We start from the raw sequence: 17612 nt of genomic DNA, 5'->3' as shown, positions 1-17612 counted from the left end.
GATTCAACGATAATAATAACCATAAGCCTATAGAAGTGGTTCGTTTTAAAATGTATTTCCTACATTTAGGTAAAATCTTTCAATTTATGAATAGAATCGGGATCGCAATATTGGGTTCATTGATGTTTTTTTGCTCTTGCAAAAAGGCCGAAAGCCCTAAATTGAATACAGGCGAGTGGCTGGCAAAAATGGAGGTGTCCGAATCGAGGCAGTTGCCATTTGAGTTCACACTTTCCCAAAATGCCGATGGAGGATATGTAATGAAGGCTTACAATGCCGAGGAAGTGGTAACTATTGATGAGTTTACTTTTAATGGGGATTCCATCAAGGTCCGGATGCCCATTTTTGAGGGGTACATAGCCGGGACCTACACTTCCAATGAGATAACAGGGGAGTTTATAGAGGAAAGCAAAGAGCGTAGGGTACCGTTCAGAGCGACATATGGTATGCAAGACCGTTTTGAAGCAGAGGAAGCGCCCGCTGTGAACCTTTCCGGGATTTGGGAGACTTACTTTAATGTGAACACCGAAGCGGAGTACCCTGCAAAGGGCATTTTTATGCAGAACGGAAATAATGTAAAAGGGACCTTTAGGACCAATACGGGGGACTACCGTTATCTGGACGGTGTGGTAACCGGAGACAGCATGAAGCTTTCTGCATTTGATGGGTCGCATGTTTTTTTGTTTTTGGCCAAGGTTACGGACAGCACGCTCGATGGTAAGTTTTATTCGGGAAAACATACTGTACAGGAATTCTTGGGAGCGCGGAACGAAGCCTTTGAGCTACCGGATTCCAACCAGCTCACCTATTTGAGGGAAGGATATGACAGGTTTGACTTTTCCTTTCCAAACGCACAGGGAAAAATGGTCGGTTTGGACGACCCAATGTTCCAAGGTAAAGCGGTCTTGGTGCAGATCATGGGAACATGGTGCACAAATTGTTTGGACGAGACGCGGTTTTATGTGGATTTCATTAAGAACAATCCAGACTTGGACCTACAATTTGTGGGGTTGGCATTCGAGTACGCAAAAACGGAAGAAAAGGCTTTTGAGGGCATTAAAAGGCTAAAGGAGCGCGAAGAGGTTCCATACCCCATTTTATTGGCACAATATGGTACATCGAACAAGCAAAAAGCCAACGAGAAATTGCCGATGTTGAATCATATTCTTTCTTATCCTACCACAATTTATATTGATAAGGATGGTGAAGTGCGCAAAATTCACACAGGCTTTAATGGACCGGCAACTGGGGAAAAATTTGTCGAGTTCAAAAAAGAATTCAATACAACCATTCAAGAATTGACCTCGTCCGAAGAAACGGAATAAAATAACTAGGTTAATCCGGTGTGCATTCTAGTGAAATTTGTCGGTTCGAGTGGTTTTTCGAAAGATAAGTTGTATCGAGAACTCAAATTTCAAGTGCAAAACAAACTGATTCTCGATAAAAAATCCCTACGGAATTTCACCCGAATTGACTGTCTTGACTTATAAAATTTTCAAAATACAAAATGGGTGCACTTAGATTATCGTTGATTTCCCCAAATCGATGTTCTCATCGTTCATAAGAGTGTCATCTTCAATATCTACAATGTTGTGTGCGATAAAATCCCCGACTTGGCTTGTGCCGTATTGACTGTTCTCTCTCAAATCCGGGGTAACAATTCCCTTTTTTAACGATTTGTCCACAGCTTTTTTGATGGCCCATGCCTCTTCGGCCATTCCAAAATGTTCCAAAAGCATTGCGGCAGATAGTATGGATGCAATCGGGTTGGCTATGTTCTTTCCTTTTGCTTGCGGGTAAGAGCCGTGAATAGGCTCGAAAAGTGCGTTCTCCTCACCAATTGAGGCCGATGCCAACAAACCGATGGAGCCACCGATAACACTGCCTTCATCAGAAATAATGTCACCGAACATGTTCTCGGTCAAAATAACATCGAACTGTTTGGGATCGAGGATGATTTGCATTGCGGCGTTGTCCACAAACAAAAAATCCAATGTCACCTCAGGATAGCTTTCACCGATTCGTTTTACCACTTTTCTCCAAAGACGGGACGATTCCAATACATTGGCCTTGTCCACCAAAGTAAGTTTCTTTTTTCTTCCTTTTGCCGCTTTAAAGGCCAAATGGGCGATACGGCTTATTTCCGCCTCGGTGTATTCACAGAGATCGGAGGCTTTAGTGCCTTCTTCGTTCAGTTTTTTCTCCCCAAAATAAATCCCGCCCGTAAGTTCACGGTAGATTACAAAATCGGTACCGTTGATCACTTTCTTTTTTAAGGGTGATTTGTCCAACAAAGTTGGATGTGAAATTATAGGGCGAATATTGGCAAACAGACCAAGTTCTTTTCGTAACTGAAGCAAGCCCTGTTCCGGTCGTACTTTTGCATCGGGGTCATTGTCGTATTTTGGGTCGCCAATGGCACCGAAGAGCACGGCATCGGCTTCTTTGCAAAGTTTTAGTGTAGCATCGGGCAGGGGAGTGCCTTTTTTGTCGATGGCGATGGCGCCAACGGGAGCTTCTTTAAATATAAATCGTTGATTAAATGTCTCTTCAACGGCTTCCAAACATTTCACGGCTTGGGCCAGCACTTCGGGTCCCACACCATCTCCGGGAAGCAATGCAATTTTCAATGTCATATATGTTACGCTAAACTTTTCATTCCCACATTGCTGGTCTCAACAATTTCGTGGATATCTTGGTCCAAAATTTCTTTCTTCACGTCCGCGTATTTCAAGAAGTTTTCATACACCATGTCCAATTGTAGCTTTGTGAGTTCGTATCCTACTTTTTTGGCCCTGTAGGCCAAAGCGGCACGCCCACTTCTAGCGGTCAGAACAATCGATGATTCACTGACACCAACATCTTTGGGGTCTATGATTTCGTAAGTTTCACGACGTTTGATGACACCATCTTGATGGATTCCAGAGCTATGTGCAAATGCATTGGACCCCACAATTGCCTTGTTGGGCTGTACCGGCATTCCCATTTTTTGTGAAACCATGGTGCTGGTATCCCAAAGCAATTGACTATTGATATTTGTATCCAAGTCTAAGTGCGGGTGTTGTCTCATTATCATCACCACTTCTTCCAAAGAAGTGTTCCCGGCTCTTTCACCGATACCGTTGATGGTACATTCGATTTGTCTGGCCCCGTTGATCACGCCAGCTATGGAATTCGCCGTGGCCAAACCAAGGTCGTTGTGGCAATGACAGGAAAGAATGGCCTTATCAATGCCGGTCACATTTTCTTTCAAATATTTCATTTTGGCGCCATATTCCTCTGGAAGGCAATATCCCGTTGTATCAGGTATGTTCAGCACGGTGGCCCCTGCTTTTATGACAGCCTCGCAGATTCGGGCCAAAAATTCGTTGTCGGTACGTCCGGCATCCTCGGCATAGAATTCTACATCCTCTACAAAGGTCTTGGCATAGGCTACCGCATCAACGGCACGCTCTATAATTTTATCTTGGGTGGAGTTGAACTTGTATTTGATGTGGGATTCCGAAGTTCCGATTCCGGTATGTATTCTTGGCCTTTTGGCATCTTTAATGGCTTCTGCGGCCACTTCAATGTCTTTTTTCACGGCACGGGTCAATCCACAGACCGTTGCATTTTTGACCAACTTGGCGATTTCGTTCACAGATTTGAAATCACCGGGGCTGGATATGGGGAAGCCTGCTTCGATCACATCAACTCCGAGTTCGTCCAATCGTTCGGCAATGATCAATTTTTGTTCGGTATCCAGTTTGCACCCTGGAACCTGTTCTCCATCTCTTAGTGTTGTGTCAAAAATTTCTACCTTATCTTTACCCATGATATCAACCTATTTTTTTCTATGACTAACGAAATTAGCAAAGCAAGGTTGAAGATGAAAAGCAGCTGGGATGACGTTACAATGTTAAACTGCTTTTTGTTGAACTTAATTAACTGAAATACAACATTTTAAATATTAATTTTTACGATGACAAATGCCCATCAGGATGCTTTGTTTGTTTTGGTGAAATCCCTTTCCAAATCTGAAAAACGCCAATTTAAACTCTATGTTGGCCGATTGGGAGTTAATACGGATGCCAAGTTTCTTGCGCTTTTCAACTTGCTGGACAAGATGCGCAAATATGATGAAAAGCAGATTTTGGACAGTGGTATTGTCAAAAAATCACAGCTTTCCAACCTTAAAGCGCATTTGTACAAACAGATTTTGGTGAGTCTACGTTTGAACCCGGTCAACCAGAATGTTCGCATACAGATTCGTGAACAATTGGATTTTGCCACCATTCTTTATCAAAAAGGGCTTTATAAACAAAGTTTGAAGATTTTGGAAAAGGCCAAAAGTTTTGCCATTGAGAACGAGGAAAAGAACGTGGCCTACGAAATTGTGGAGCTGGAGAAGGTAATCGAAACCCAGTATATCACCAGGAGTATTCCGGACAGGGCGGACGAACTTGCCGTTGAGGCCAAGGAACTTTCTGCGCAAAATGTAATGACGAGCAAGCTTTCCAACCTCTCTTTGCAATTATATGGAATGATGCTGAAAGTAGGGTATGTACGGAGCGATGAAGACCTTCAAAAAGTAAAAAGCTATTTTGAAGAGCATTTGCCCAAATATGACATTGAAAAGCTGGGTTTCCGTGAAAAATTATGGCTCTACAAGGCCCATCTATGGTACAGTTTACTGATTCAGGACTTTTTGTCAGCCTATAAATACGCCAGTAAATGGGTGGACCTTTTTTATGAAAACGAGCATATGATTCCGTTGAACCCCGTGTTCTTTTTAAAGGGTAACCATTATTTGTTGGAATCGTTGTTCTTTGTAAAGTATGCATCCCAGTTCAGGGAAACCTTGGAGCGTTTGGAAGAGCAAGTCCAAGATGCCGGTTTTCCTAAAAACGACAACATTACTTCGCTAGCCTTTTTGTACATCAATACCAACAAATTGAACCTTCATTTTTTGGAGGGTACCTTTGATAAGGGCATTTATTTGGTGAACATTATCGAGTACGGTATCAAAAAACATAGGCAACAGATAGATGAGCATCACATTATGCTGCTTTACTACAAAATTGCCTGCCTGTACTTTGGAAATGGTGATAACAAGAACTGCATAGCCTATCTCAAAAAGATTATTTCCAACAAGAAATTAAAGATGCGGGAGGATTTAATGTGTTTTGCACGAGTTTTGAGTCTGGTCGCACATTACGAAGCCGGAATGGACTACCATTTGGAAGTACAGCTTAAAAGTACGTACAAGTTCTTGCTGAAAATGAACGATTTACATGAGGTGCAAAAAGAAATGATCAAGTTTTTAAGAAGTTTGGGAGACATTTACCCGACCGATTTAAAGGCAGAGTTCCAAAAGCTCTACAACGAGCTGAAAAAATACGAGAACCATCCGTACGAAAAACGGGCGTTCCTGTATTTGGACATCCTTTCATGGCTGGAAAGTCATTTGCAGAACAAGCCTGTTTCCGAAATTATCAGGGAAAAGGCCTTGGCGCTTACTCGCTAATACAAGCCTGCCAAATAGGGTCTTCGGGTGGAGGAGCCAAAAAAGTATTGGATTCTTTTTGTACCGGGTGGACTATTGTCAAACTTCTGGCATGTAAGTGTATGCCACCATCTTTGTTGCTGCGGTCCGCGCCGTATTTTAAGTCTCCTTTTATGGTACAGCCTATGGCTGCCAATTGCGCCCTGATTTGATGGTGTCTGCCTGTTTTCAAATCAATCTCCAACAAGAAATAATTATCCAGTTTTTTTATAAGTCTATAGTTTAAAACAGCTTTTTTGCTTTCAGGAACTTCCTTTTCATGGGCATAGGACTTGTTTTGCTTCGGATTCCGAACGAGCCAATGGGTCAACGTATCACTTTCTTGGGGTGGCGCATTTTTCACGACGGCCCAGTATATTTTTTTGGTTTCACCTTGGGCAAACATCTTGTTGAGCCGGGGCAGGGCCTTGGAAGTTTTGGCGAACAGAACAATGCCGGACGTAGGGCGGTCCAATCGATGTACCACGCCCAAATACACGTTCCCGGGCTTGTTGTATTTTTCTTTTAGATACTGCTTTACGACCTCGCTCAATGGGTCATCGCCCGTTTTATCCCCCTGTACAATATCTCCAACGCGTTTGTTGACCACAATTAGGTGATTGTCTTCAAATAATACTTGAAGATTGGAGGATGTTGACCTGTTGGATTCTTTCATTTTTGGATTTTTGGAATTCACTTTAGCGAGGATTTGAATTTAGAAATCACTTTGATGAAAAATTTGTCATTTCGAGTGGTTTTTTGAACCCAAGATCAAAAAAATGTATCGTGAAAAGAATTCATGTTGACCCAAACTTGGTTCTCGATACTTTTTCCTTCGGAAAAAAACTCGAACTAACGGTTTTATCATACAATTAATAAGACTCATCCTCATTCGGAAAGTCCTGACTCTTTACATCATCCACATATTGTGAAACAGCCTTGGTCATTTCGTCATATAAATTCACATATCTTCTTAGGAACCTCGGGTGGAACTCGTGGGTCATGCCCAGCATATCGTGAACCACCAAAACCTGACCGTCCACATGGTGTCCAGCACCGATACCGATAATTGGGATGGAGACGCTTTCCGCAACCTCTTTGGCCAATTTTGCGGGTATTTTTTCCAAAACAATGGCAAAACAGCCCAATTCTTCCAATAATTTGGCGTCGGATTTCAGTTTTTCGGCTTCCTCGTCTTCCTTGGCGCGAACGGTATAGGTTCCGAATTTGTAAATGGATTGTGGCGTAAGTCCCAAATGTCCCATCACGGGAATACCCGCCTCCAAAATTCGGCTTATGGATACTTTTATTTCTTCACCGCCCTCAACTTTGATGGCATGGGCGCCACTTTCTTTCATGATCCGGATAGCGGAACGCAAGGCTTCTTTGGAGTCACCTTGATAGCTGCCAAAAGGGAGGTCGACTACGACCAAAGCTCGTTTTGCCGCCCTAACTACAGAACTGGCATGGTAGATCATTTGATCTAGGGTGATGGGCAAAGTGGTTTCGTGGCCTGCCATCACATTACTGGCGGAATCGCCCACCAAAATGGCATCCACATTGGCGCCATCCACAATTTTGGCCATGGAATAATCGTAGGAGGTGAGCATACTGATTTTCTCACCACGCTTTTTCATATCCACCAATGATTTTACGGTTACCCTTTTATATTCTTTTTTAGCTGTAGACATCGAAATTCTATTTGATGGCTAAAAGTAAGCAGATTTGTTTAATTTAGGCTTCAATCAAAAAACTAATCAAATGAGAAAACTGTTAAGCTGCATTGCGTTTTTTGCTTTAGGTACTTTGGGATATGCCCAAGGCCCAAATGCTTCAAACGAAGCAATTGAAAATGAAGTGAAGCAAGTCATCGAAACCTTTTTTGAAGGTTTCCACAAGCAAGATTCCACCATCATCAAAAGTACTGTGGCGGACGAAATAGTGTTGCAGACCACGGGAAGAAGCCCTGAGGGCAAGACGCTTTTCAAAACGGAAGAATTTTCAAAATTTCTAAAATCCATTGTTGGTATTCCAGAAACCGTGAAGTTTGAAGAGAAGCTCACGTCTTTTTCCATTCAAGTGGACAGGACCATGGCCAATGCTTGGGTAGGGTACGAATTTTGGCTCAACGGCGAGTTCAGTCACTGCGGCATCAATTCTTTCCAGCTCATCAATTTTGATGGCGAATGGAAAATCATCTACCTGATTGATACTAGGGGCAAGGAAGGCTGTCTGGACTAGCAATCGCTTAAGAACACGCCTACGGCCAATCCACCTTCGGAGGTTTCCTTGTATTTGGAGCTCATATCCTTCGCGGTTTCCCACATAGTATTCACCACCTTGTCCAATGGCACCTTAACTTCGTTTGGATCGGTGTCCAGGGCCAGTTCGGCCGCGTTGATGGCTTTTATCGCTCCCATGGCATTGCGCTCAATGCAGGGAACCTGCACCAGTCCCCCAATAGGATCACAAGTGAGGCCCAAGTGATGTTCCATGGCAATTTCGGCAGCAATCAAAACTTGTTCGGGCGATCCGCCCATAAGTTCTGTCAGCCCTGCGGCCGCCATGGCGGACGAAACCCCGATTTCTGCTTGGCAGCCACCCATGGCTGCGGAAATGGTGGCTCCTTTTTTAAAGATGCTCCCAATCTCGCTGGCCACCAAAAGAAATTGCTTCACGTCATCAAAGTCGGCATCGTGGTTTTCAATCACCATATAATACATCAAAACAGCGGGGATTACGCCTGCACTTCCGTTTGTTGGAGCAGTGACCACTCGCCCCAAAGAGGCATTCACCTCGTTGACGCTGAGGGCAAAACAGCTCACCCATTTAATGATCTGTCGGAATTTAACCTCTGTATCCCGAATACTTTCCAACCATTCCTGTGGATTGGAGTAGGGGACATCTCCTTTTAGCTTCTGATGCATCTCGTAGGCACGTCGTTTCACGTTCAATCCACCCGGTAGTTTACCTTCGGTATGGCAGCCCACGTACATGCTCTCCAGCATGGTGTTCCAGATTTTAGCGATACCTTCATCAATCTCGGTTTGTGTCCGTAGCGAAAGTTCATTTTCCATCACTATGGTGGAGATGGACTTGTTTTGCGCATTGCAATGTTGGAGCAACTCGTCTCCGGTTGTAACAGGGTGCGGGAATGTTTTAAAGGTTTCTTTGTTCTCCTTGGCATGGATACGTTCTTCCTTCACTACAAATCCACCACCAATGGAATAATAGGTTTCGGATATGGTCTCGCCATTGGACAGTTGAGCTTCAAACTGCATGGCGTTGGCATGAAAGGGTAGAAATTCCTTTTTAAAGATGATATCGTTGGTAAAACTGAACGGAATTTCTCTTTTTCCACCAAAACTGAGTTTGTTTTCAGCTTTAATCGTATCAATACTGCCTGAAATGCTGTCAATATCGATGGTTACCGGGTCGGTGCCCAACAATCCCATCACCACGGCAATGTCTGTAGCATGGCCCTTTCCGGTAAGGCAAAGGGAACCGTACAAATATACTTTGATGGATTGTACGTCATCAAAAACATGTTGCTCTTCAAGCTCGGTTATCCAGCGTTCCGCCGCACGCCACGGGCCAAGGGTATGGGAGCTGGAAGGCCCTACACCGATCTTAAGCATATCAAACACACTAATGCACTCCATAAACTCAATTTACAGTTTCAAATATAGGAAGCTAAACGGGATTAAAATGCGAATATTTAAATATAGCTGTCGCTTTTTCAACATTTATTGTCACATCTTCAAAACAGTGTGAATATACAAGCGTTCCGAACAATAATCTGACACCTTGTCATATTCTTTGGCGTGGCATGATCATTGACATTTTAAGAGCGAAACAAAATTGAATTTTTAAACAGATATAACTTTAGATACGATGAGCAAGATTATAGGTATAGACTTAGGTACGACCAACTCCTGCGTCTCTGTAATGGAAGGTAACGAACCAGTGGTGATTCCAAACGCCGAGGGTAAACGAACTACTCCATCGATGATCGCATTTGTTGACGGTGGGGAGATCAAGGTCGGTGACCCTGCAAAAAGACAAGCGGTGACCAACCCGCATAAAACGATTTATTCCATTAAGCGGTTTATGGGTAACAAATACTCAGAATCCAGCAAGGAGGCCACTAGGGTCCCTTATAAAGTGGTGAAAGGTGACAACGATACGCCACGTGTAGATGTGGATGGTCGTTTGTATACTCCACAGGAACTGTCTGCCATGATTCTTCAAAAAATGAAGAAAACCGCAGAGGATTACTTGGGGCAAGATGTAACCAGAGCGGTCATCACCGTTCCGGCATATTTTAACGATTCACAAAGACAGGCCACCAAAGAAGCTGGTGAAATCGCAGGTCTTACCGTGGAACGTATCATCAACGAGCCAACTGCCGCATCCTTGGCATACGGACTTGATAAAAAAGACACTGAACAGAAAATTGTAGTTTTTGACTTTGGTGGTGGTACGCACGATGTTTCCATTTTGGAATTGGGAGATGGCGTTTTTGAAGTATTGGCCACAGATGGTGATACCCACTTGGGTGGTGACGACGTTGACCAAAAAATCATTGATTGGTTGGCCGAAGAGTTCAAGAAAGATGAGGATATGGACCTTCGTGAGGACCCAATGGCGTTACAACGTTTGAGGGAAGCTGCCGAAAAGGCAAAAATCGAGTTGTCTTCTTCTGCACAGACAGAAATCAACCTGCCTTACGTAACAGCTACCTCTTCCGGACCTAAGCACTTGGTAAGAACATTGTCCCGTTCCAAATTTGAGCAATTGATCGCCGACTTGGTAAAAAGGACCATCGAACCATGTGAGAAAGCATTAAAGTCCGCAGGACTATCCAAAAGCGATATTGACGAGATTATCTTGGTAGGTGGTTCTACACGTATCCCTGCGGTACAGGAAGCCGTTGAGAAATTCTTCGGGAAAAAACCATCCAAAGGTGTAAACCCAGATGAGGTTGTGGCCGTAGGTGCCGCTATCCAAGGTGGTGTATTGACAGGAGATGTAAAAGACGTACTCTTGTTGGACGTGACCCCACTTTCTTTGGGTATCGAAACCATGGGAAGCGTATTTACCAAATTGATCGAAGCGAACACGACCATCCCGACCAAGAAATCACAGGTATTCTCCACCGCAGCGGACAATCAACCATCGGTTGAAATCCATGTACTGCAAGGTGAAAGGCCTATGGCAGCGGATAACAAGACCATTGGTAGGTTCCACTTGGACGGTATTCCACCAGCACCAAGGGGTACACCTCAAATTGAAGTAACTTTTGATATTGATGCCAACGGTATCATCAAGGTTTCCGCGACCGATAAGGCAACTGGCAAGTCGCAGGATATCCGAATAGAGGCTTCTTCAGGTTTGACCGAGGAAGAAATCCAAAAGATGAAAGCGGAAGCAGAGGCCAATGCCGATGCGGATAAAAAAGCGAAGGAAACAGCCGACAAATTGAACGAGGCCGACGCCATGATCTTCCAAACGGAAAAGCAATTGAGCGAGTTTGGCGATAAATTGTCAGACGACAAGAAAAAGCCGATCGAAGATGCTTTGGAAGAATTGAAGAAGGCTTACGAAAGCAAAGATTTAGCTGTTATCACACCAGCTTTGGATAAAATCAACGAAGCTTGGAAAGTAGCTTCCGAAGAAATGTACAAAGCACAGGCCGAATCACAAGGGGGTGCCGCAGGAGCAGGAGCTTCCGGTGGTGCAGCCGGTAGTGATGCGGCCAACAACGGCGGAGCTTCTGAAGGTGACAACGTTGAAGACGTGGACTTCGAAGAAGTGAAATAATCAGATTACTTGATAAAAATAGAAAAGCCCTGACCACATGGTCAGGGCTTTTTGTTTGATAGAAGTTTCCTATTCACGCTGCGTTCAATTGCTGTATTTCCATTTCCTTGATTTTCCGCAAAGCTTCGGATTTTGAGTTTACATTGAGTTTGACGTAAATGTTCTGAATGTGAAAATTGACCGCGCTGGGAGTAACAAAAAGCTTGTCCGCGATCATTTTGTAGGTAAATCCTTGGGTCAGCAGTTCAATGATTTCGTTTTCCTTTTTGGAGAACACCTCGAAAGACTTGGTCTGGAACGAATCAATGATTTTTTTCGCTACGTCCAGTTCCAAGGCAATGCCATGCTGGTCCAGGGCATCCAACGCATTGAACAATCTGTCCTTGGTTATCGGTTTGATCAGATAACCGCTAGCTCCTTTTTTAAAGGCTTCCTTAATGAGCTTAAAGTCATTCTTTTTGCTCATCATCAATACCTTAAGGTCCTTGTTCTTTCGGTAAAAATACTCCAGCCCGTCAATGCCCGATATACCGTTGAGCATCGCTTCGCAGATAATGATATCCGGATGGGAGCGCCCAAAATTGGACAATAGTTCGTGCACAGAACCATAGGTTCCGTGGAGTTCGTATTGTTTATTGTCAGTAAAATACTGATGGTAAATGCCGCCGATAGCACCATCATTGTCGATGATGGCAATTTTTAATGGTTTTTTTTCCATGATAAGAAAGATTTGGGGGATTAATACTGTTACATCATTTGTTCTGTAGGTTAAGTTTTTGGACATAGTTGTCCTTCTCCGCATAATTGAAGTTGGGATAAACATATATTGAAACTGACCGTAATGCCTTTGGGAAAAGCTATACCAATCGATGTTCCATTTAAGTTTACTTCAAAAATGGGTGTGATCCATAAAGGGATCGGTCGCTAAAATTTTTGTTTAGTTGAGGTTTTGCCTCATCAAAAAAGTAAGGTAAAAAGAGGTTTTGGGACGCCTTTTTTTCGTGTGTTGTAGTTTCTGTTCATGACTTAATAGATTTGGGATTGTATTATTTCAATAGTGAATTTAGAATTTTTTAACTATTGAGCAGAATTTTTGTAGTTGTTTTCGTTCAAATGCACTTTTGATTAAAGCCATTCACCTGAAATGATGGAGTGTAGAAGACAGGTGCTTTAATGTAATTAGTTGTATTTCAAATTTTTACATAAAAAAATAGGATGCCGTCCCATCAGCATCCTATTCTTGGTATAAATCGGTCAGATTGAAATAATACAACCCGCTTTCTATGATAGTCTGTCAGTTTCCCCCTGTCTTTCTTATCATGGTCATGAGTGTTTCAAAATTCGGCTATGAAACAACATCATAAGACACTTCAGGTTTATTGACCGATTCAATAAGTATTTTTCTGTATTCTATTCTTCGTCTTGGAACGCTGTATCCACGTAGTCGATGGTATCATCGTTCATAACAGTTTGGAGTCCTGTACCTCCATCAGCAACATCGTTGTACTGATCCCGCTTATTTGAACGTCCGTAGGCCACAGTATATTGTGATATGGTGCTGTTGAACCCTCTATTGGACACTACAAACCCCATTTTTTTCTCAGGGCTCAATTGAATCGCGTACTCATCACTGTTACTATTGATGTGGGCGCCCAGGTTCACGGATGTGGTAAGGGTATTTTTAACAACTTGTGAAGCGTAAAGGTCCAATCCACCGTAACCATCTCTTCCTTCGGAAGCAAAGAACAACAGGGTCTCGTTATAGATGCTCGGATAGAGTTCGTCTTCTTTAGTGTTTACCTTAGGTCCAAGGTTTTTGGATACCCCTGGGGTGCCATCGGCAGCGATTTCCGCTACATAAATATCGTATTTACCATAAGTTCCCTTCATGTTGGAAGCAAAGAACAAGCGAGATCCGTCGGCGGTAACCGTTGGGTGTTTGGCAGAGTAATGCTTTGGACATACCTCCAATTGGGTAACATTGGTCCATTCGCCGTTTATGTTTTCTGCACGGTACACATGGTACACCAATTCTTTTTTGGAGAACACACCATAAAGTGGTTTTTCGTAAGTACCCTTGCTAAAGTAGGCCGTTTTGCCATCTTTGGTAATCGACATGTTCGGTACGTAACCATCAATGGTGGAAACGCTTTCGTCCATAGTGTCGTTGATCATTTTTTCATTTGCCTGTGCAAAAGTATTTTGACTGGCTAGGATTGTTCCTGTAATAAGTAGGCTGTAAATAATTGAACGTGTCATGATGTATAGATTTGGGGGTTAATACATCACAAAGATCAAAAAGTTTGGTGCCGAATACTTATCAATTTTTCATAGGTTTTTACGTTTAACGACTAAAAAGTGCATTTTATCGAATATTTTTTAGTGATTTAACAGTGGGGTAACATTGAAAATACACTTAAACGCCTTTTTTCGTTCTTTAACGGGAATTAAATAGTGTTTTGGGTTTTTGGTGAATTCAGGTAAACGACCCATGCTTCAAGTGAATATTTCAATCAAATTGGATTAACTTCGCCTTGTTCGGTAAACCGTATATATAGATTGTCAAGGAAATTGTTTTCTTGTATTTCTCAACCCTAGTTCAACATGAATATCACCATTGAAAATATCATTTTAATAGGATCAATACTTTTATTGGTGAGCATTGTGGCGGGCAAAACAGGCTACCGTTTTGGTGTGCCTACCTTATTGTTGTTTTTGAGCATAGGTATGTTGGCAGGTTCGGATGGTATCGGAGGTATTTATTTTGACAATCCAAAAATTGCCCAGTTCGTTGGAGTCGTCTCTTTGAACTTTATACTTTTTTCCGGTGGATTGGATACGAACTGGCAATCGGTGAAACCTGTGCTTAAAGAAGGGGTGATGCTCTCCACCGTTGGTGTTTTGCTCACCGCGGTCGGTTTGGGGTATTTTGTATACCTGATTACCGATTTTAGTCTATATGAAAGTCTATTGTTGGGGGCCATTGTCTCCTCTACGGATGCCGCTGCGGTTTTCTCGATACTTAGGGGCAAGAACCTGGCATTGAAAAAGAACCTAAGGCCGACCTTGGAGCTGGAGAGTGGTAGTAACGATCCCATGGCCTATGTGCTTACCATCGCTTTTTTGACGCTGGTGCAATTCCCCGAAAAAAATATCCTGTCCGTACTGCCCATGTTCTTTCTGCAAATGGCCTTGGGCGGCGCTGCCGGTTTTTTGTTCGGTAAACTCAGTAAAATAATCATTAATACCCTACAGCTCGATTTTGAAGGACTTTACCCGGTACTTACCATTGCGCTGATGTTCATTACCTTTTCAGCTACGGATTTTATAGGGGGCAATGGGTTTTTGGCCATCTACATTTGTTCCGTATATCTGGGCAACCAAAACCTGATCCATAAAAAAACCATTATGCGGATGTTCGATGGGCTTGCTTGGCTCATGCAGATAGTATTGTTCCTTACGTTGGGACTATTGGTTTTTCCAACACAGGTAATTCCTTTTATCGGGATAGGATTGCTAATTTCCCTATTTCTGATTTTTGTGGCCCGACCCTTGGCCGTAATGCTCTCCCTTTTGCCATTTAAAATGAAGATGAGACGAAGGTTCTACATATCATGGGTTGGACTTAGGGGAGCGGTGCCCATTGTGTTTGCTACGTACCCATTGTTAGCGGGCATAGACAAGGCAAATGTGATCTTTAATATTGTGTTCTTCGTATCGATAACTTCCGTACTCATTCAGGGAAGTACCTTATCTGTTGTTGCCAAATGGTTGCACGTAGGATTGCCAGAGAGCGTTAAACCACTTTCTCCCACCGATGAGCTGTTGTCCGAACACCCTAAGGCCATTATGAAGGAGATTACCATCAGTAGTGCCTGCCCTGCTACGGGCGAGAAAATCGTTAACTTGAATTTTCCCAAAAAAGCGATCATCGCCATGATACAGCGAAACGGCAACTACCTTACCCCGAACGGATCAACTATACTTGAGGCAAACGATACTTTGGTGGTGCTCACGGACAAACCTGAAATTCTGGATAAAGTCTACACCTCCCTTTCCATGCCCATGGCCAAGGATAATGTCGCGGAAGAAGCGACCTAAGGGCCTCTCTATCCAATTCTGGTACCGTTCTTAATCTTTCTTTCCGGTTGTATCAAGGTAATCTCCTTGTCATTGCCAATTCCACCAAGTACCAAACATTCGCTCATAATATTGGCAATTTGTTTTGGAGGGAAGTTCACCACCGCCACAACTTGTTTTCCTACCAGTTCTTCAGGAGTGTATAGATCCGTGATTTGGGCAGAGGTCTTTCTTTTTCCAATCGGGCCAAAATCGATTATCATTTTGTAGGCGGGATTTCTAGCTTCTTGGAACACTCCGGCTTCCAAAATGGTTCCAATGCGCATATCCACTTTGGTAAAATCGCTCCAAGACAGTTTTTCCGATGTTTTCTCCTCCATTTTTCAAAAATTTATGGCAAAAATAGGGTTGTATCGAACAAGGAGTTGACCTATTTCAGAATAAATTTTTTATCAACGGGATGTTTGACCGCCGTTGCCACACCAAAATCAGACAGAAAACAAAAGTGACCAAGGCCAAAATAAAAAGAGTGCCTCCATCATCCTGAACCACAATGCCCAAGCGGGTAAAATGTGAAAAAAGTGCCCCGAGCATGATCCCAATGCCCAAGAGCGCCCCTATCCAAGTAGTTTTGGGAATTAGAATAAGAATGGCCGTTATCAACTCAACTATACCCAAACCTATTCTGCCCCAAGGCTCCAGGCCCAGTTGTTCAAAAATATAGACGGATTCCGGAGCTGCCGAGAACTTAAAAAATAGGGTCTGCAATAAAATTAGGGCAGGAACAATTCTCAATGTTCCATTTATGATCGATTTTGTTTTCATTATGATTATTGATTGGGTTTTTCGCTTATTTGGTCGAGAAAGGCCATTGTAAATAACTGGTCGATAGCAAATAAACTTTCATCGAGATCACTCAGACGAATTTGAAGCTTCCCCTAGTCTTAAAATCATCCGTAGAAATATTAATTTTACAAACATGAGGCATCTACTGAAACTCACATTATTTTTCCTGTTGCTGATGCAATCCTGTTCCGAGAAACCATGGCTTTCGGGAACAATCAATTTGGATGATGGCGAAGATTGGAAGCCCATGGTTTATTTGATCGGACCAGAAAAATTGAATGATGTGGCCCAAAGTTTTGTAGGGAAAGTATTGGACTCCGCACAAGTGGCCCAAAACGGACATTTTGAATTTAAGGACCAACCTGAATTCCAAAATCCGGTTTTGTTGGAGCTTGCTGTTCAACAGAAAGGCGAGAAGTATTCCAATAGGTTATTGAATGAAAACCCCGAAACGGACAACTATTTCCCATTGGTTTATGAGCCTGGCACCGAAATAACAATTGAAGCAGAGATCGCCCGTTTTCAATCCACTTTCTCTATACAAGAACCTTCACCAGAAAATGCGGCACTCCTACAAGTAAGGGATTTGCGTTTAAAGGCTTATGGAAAACATCTCGAAAATGAAAAAGATGTCCACGGGGCAGACAAGGATTTGTTGGAGCGTGAAAAGAATCAATTTAACTTCAAAAGGGAGTTGATCAATTTTGCAGACCGCTCAGAGGAGCTATTGCCCGCCCTGGTTGCCTTGCGATGGGCAAGCCCCGAAGGAAACTATGAACGTGTTGCGGAAATGCTGTATGATCAATCGGTAAAATGGAACGGATTGTTTCCACAGCATCCATGGGTAATAGAGCTGGCTTCCATGGCCAAGAAGGAAAACCTGCCCGTTTTGGTAGGGGATGTTGTTGCGGACATAGAACTTCCGTCAAAGGAAGGCAAAACTATCTTGTTGCATACTTTGTTAACGGGCCAAAAATTAGTGGTGTTGGATGTTTGGGCATCGTGGTGTGCGCCATGTAGGATGGAAAACCGGGACGTTCTGGTGCCGCTCTGGGAAAAATATAATACGGATGGTTTTCAAATTGTGGCCTATGGGCTGGAAAGCAGTGAAACCGCTTGGCACAATGCCATAGAAAGGGATGGTGCCTACCGTTGGCCGCACTTCTCACATTTGGAGGGGGACCAAAACCCTTTAATGGATGCGTTTCGATTAAAAACCATTCCAGCTAACTTTTTATTGAACGAGGAAGGAAGGGTTTTGGCCAAAAATCTACATGGAGAGGAGTTGACCAAATTTGTGGACAATTACATGGTTGGTAAATAATTGCCCAAGCAAACA

General features: G+C 43.1%; 15 protein-coding genes. 6 read left to right on the top strand and 9 right to left on the bottom strand.

Annotated features, from left to right (window positions below):
• Window positions 1–86: 86 nt before the first annotated feature.
• Window positions 87–1325 carry a peroxiredoxin family protein gene (locus GVT53_RS08485; protein WP_166248250.1) on the top strand — a complete coding sequence of 413 codons (1239 nt, stop codon included), beginning with the start codon at window positions 87–89 and terminating at the stop codon, window positions 1323–1325.
• A gap of 192 nt (window positions 1326–1517) precedes the next feature.
• On the opposite strand, the gene leuB is transcribed toward GVT53_RS08485, so the two are convergent.
• Entirely contained in the window at window positions 1518–2636 is a 1119-nt protein-coding gene (gene leuB / locus GVT53_RS08480; RefSeq protein ID WP_166248249.1) for a 3-isopropylmalate dehydrogenase, read from the bottom strand.
• A 5-nt stretch (window positions 2637–2641) separates the two neighbouring features.
• Window positions 2642–3814 carry a 2-isopropylmalate synthase gene (locus GVT53_RS08475; RefSeq protein ID WP_166248248.1) on the bottom strand — a complete coding sequence of 391 codons (1173 nt, stop codon included), beginning with the start codon at window positions 3812–3814 and terminating at the stop codon, window positions 2642–2644.
• A 147-nt stretch (window positions 3815–3961) separates the two neighbouring features.
• Here GVT53_RS08475 and GVT53_RS08470 point away from each other — a divergent pair, with 147 nt between their 5' ends.
• A complete protein-coding gene (locus GVT53_RS08470; protein WP_166248247.1) occupies window positions 3962–5506 on the top strand; it encodes a hypothetical protein in 1545 nt (514 codons plus the stop codon).
• Here GVT53_RS08470 and GVT53_RS08465 read toward each other — a convergent pair.
• Both GVT53_RS08465 and panB read right to left on the bottom strand, forming a co-directional pair.
• The gene (locus GVT53_RS08465) at window positions 5496–6200 is read right to left on the bottom strand and encodes an RluA family pseudouridine synthase (protein ID WP_166248246.1); all 705 of its coding nucleotides are present in this window, start codon (window positions 6198–6200) and stop codon (window positions 5496–5498) included. The two genes, GVT53_RS08470 and GVT53_RS08465, sit on opposite strands and share 11 nt — an antisense overlap.
• Before the next feature lie 196 nt (window positions 6201–6396).
• Window positions 6397–7215, bottom strand: coding sequence for a 3-methyl-2-oxobutanoate hydroxymethyltransferase (gene panB, locus GVT53_RS08460; protein ID WP_166248245.1), 819 nt, complete (start codon window positions 7213–7215; stop codon window positions 6397–6399).
• A gap of 70 nt (window positions 7216–7285) precedes the next feature.
• Here panB and GVT53_RS08455 point away from each other — a divergent pair, with 70 nt between their 5' ends.
• Entirely contained in the window at window positions 7286–7765 is a 480-nt protein-coding gene (locus tag GVT53_RS08455; protein ID WP_166248244.1) for a nuclear transport factor 2 family protein, read from the top strand.
• Here GVT53_RS08455 and GVT53_RS08450 read toward each other — a convergent pair.
• Window positions 7762–9186 (bottom strand): L-serine ammonia-lyase, encoded by a 1425-nt coding sequence (locus GVT53_RS08450; RefSeq protein ID WP_166248243.1) that lies wholly within the window; start codon window positions 9184–9186, stop codon window positions 7762–7764. The two genes, GVT53_RS08455 and GVT53_RS08450, sit on opposite strands and share 4 nt — an antisense overlap.
• Window positions 9187–9418: 232 nt before the next feature.
• Between GVT53_RS08450 and dnaK the strand changes: the two genes are divergently transcribed.
• Window positions 9419–11347, top strand: coding sequence for a molecular chaperone DnaK (gene dnaK, locus GVT53_RS08445; protein WP_166248242.1), 1929 nt, complete (start codon window positions 9419–9421; stop codon window positions 11345–11347).
• Between the two features lie 73 nt (window positions 11348–11420).
• Here dnaK and GVT53_RS08440 read toward each other — a convergent pair whose 3' ends face one another.
• Window positions 11421–12065 carry a response regulator transcription factor gene (locus tag GVT53_RS08440; protein ID WP_166248241.1) on the bottom strand — a complete coding sequence of 215 codons (645 nt, stop codon included), beginning with the start codon at window positions 12063–12065 and terminating at the stop codon, window positions 11421–11423.
• Window positions 12066–12757: 692 nt separating this feature from the next.
• Window positions 12758–13606, bottom strand: coding sequence for a TolB-like translocation protein (locus GVT53_RS08435; RefSeq protein WP_166248240.1), 849 nt, complete (start codon window positions 13604–13606; stop codon window positions 12758–12760).
• 345 nt (window positions 13607–13951) lie between these two features.
• On the opposite strand from GVT53_RS08435, the gene GVT53_RS08430 reads away from it, so the two are divergent.
• Window positions 13952–15448 carry a potassium/proton antiporter gene (locus tag GVT53_RS08430; RefSeq protein ID WP_166248239.1) on the top strand — a complete coding sequence of 499 codons (1497 nt, stop codon included), beginning with the start codon at window positions 13952–13954 and terminating at the stop codon, window positions 15446–15448.
• Between the two features lie 8 nt (window positions 15449–15456).
• Here the strand turns inward: GVT53_RS08430 and GVT53_RS08425 are convergent, their stop codons facing one another.
• Together GVT53_RS08425 and GVT53_RS08420 are read right to left on the bottom strand one after the other, a co-directional pair.
• Window positions 15457–15807, bottom strand: coding sequence for a tRNA-binding protein (locus tag GVT53_RS08425; RefSeq protein ID WP_166248238.1), 351 nt, complete (start codon window positions 15805–15807; stop codon window positions 15457–15459).
• A gap of 55 nt (window positions 15808–15862) precedes the next feature.
• A complete protein-coding gene (locus GVT53_RS08420) occupies window positions 15863–16252 on the bottom strand; it encodes a DoxX family protein (RefSeq protein WP_166248237.1) in 390 nt (129 codons plus the stop codon).
• Between the two features lie 154 nt (window positions 16253–16406).
• Here GVT53_RS08420 and GVT53_RS08415 point away from each other — a divergent pair, with 154 nt between their 5' ends.
• Window positions 16407–17597, top strand: coding sequence for a TlpA family protein disulfide reductase (locus GVT53_RS08415; RefSeq protein WP_166248236.1), 1191 nt, complete (start codon window positions 16407–16409; stop codon window positions 17595–17597).
• Window positions 17598–17612: the final 15 nt, after the last annotated feature.

The sequence above is a fragment of the Flagellimonas oceani genome, assembly GCF_011068285.1.
Taxonomy (GTDB): Bacteria; Bacteroidota; Bacteroidia; order Flavobacteriales; family Flavobacteriaceae; genus Flagellimonas; species Flagellimonas oceani.
This window is presented reverse-complemented; position numbering and strand designations above follow the sequence as displayed.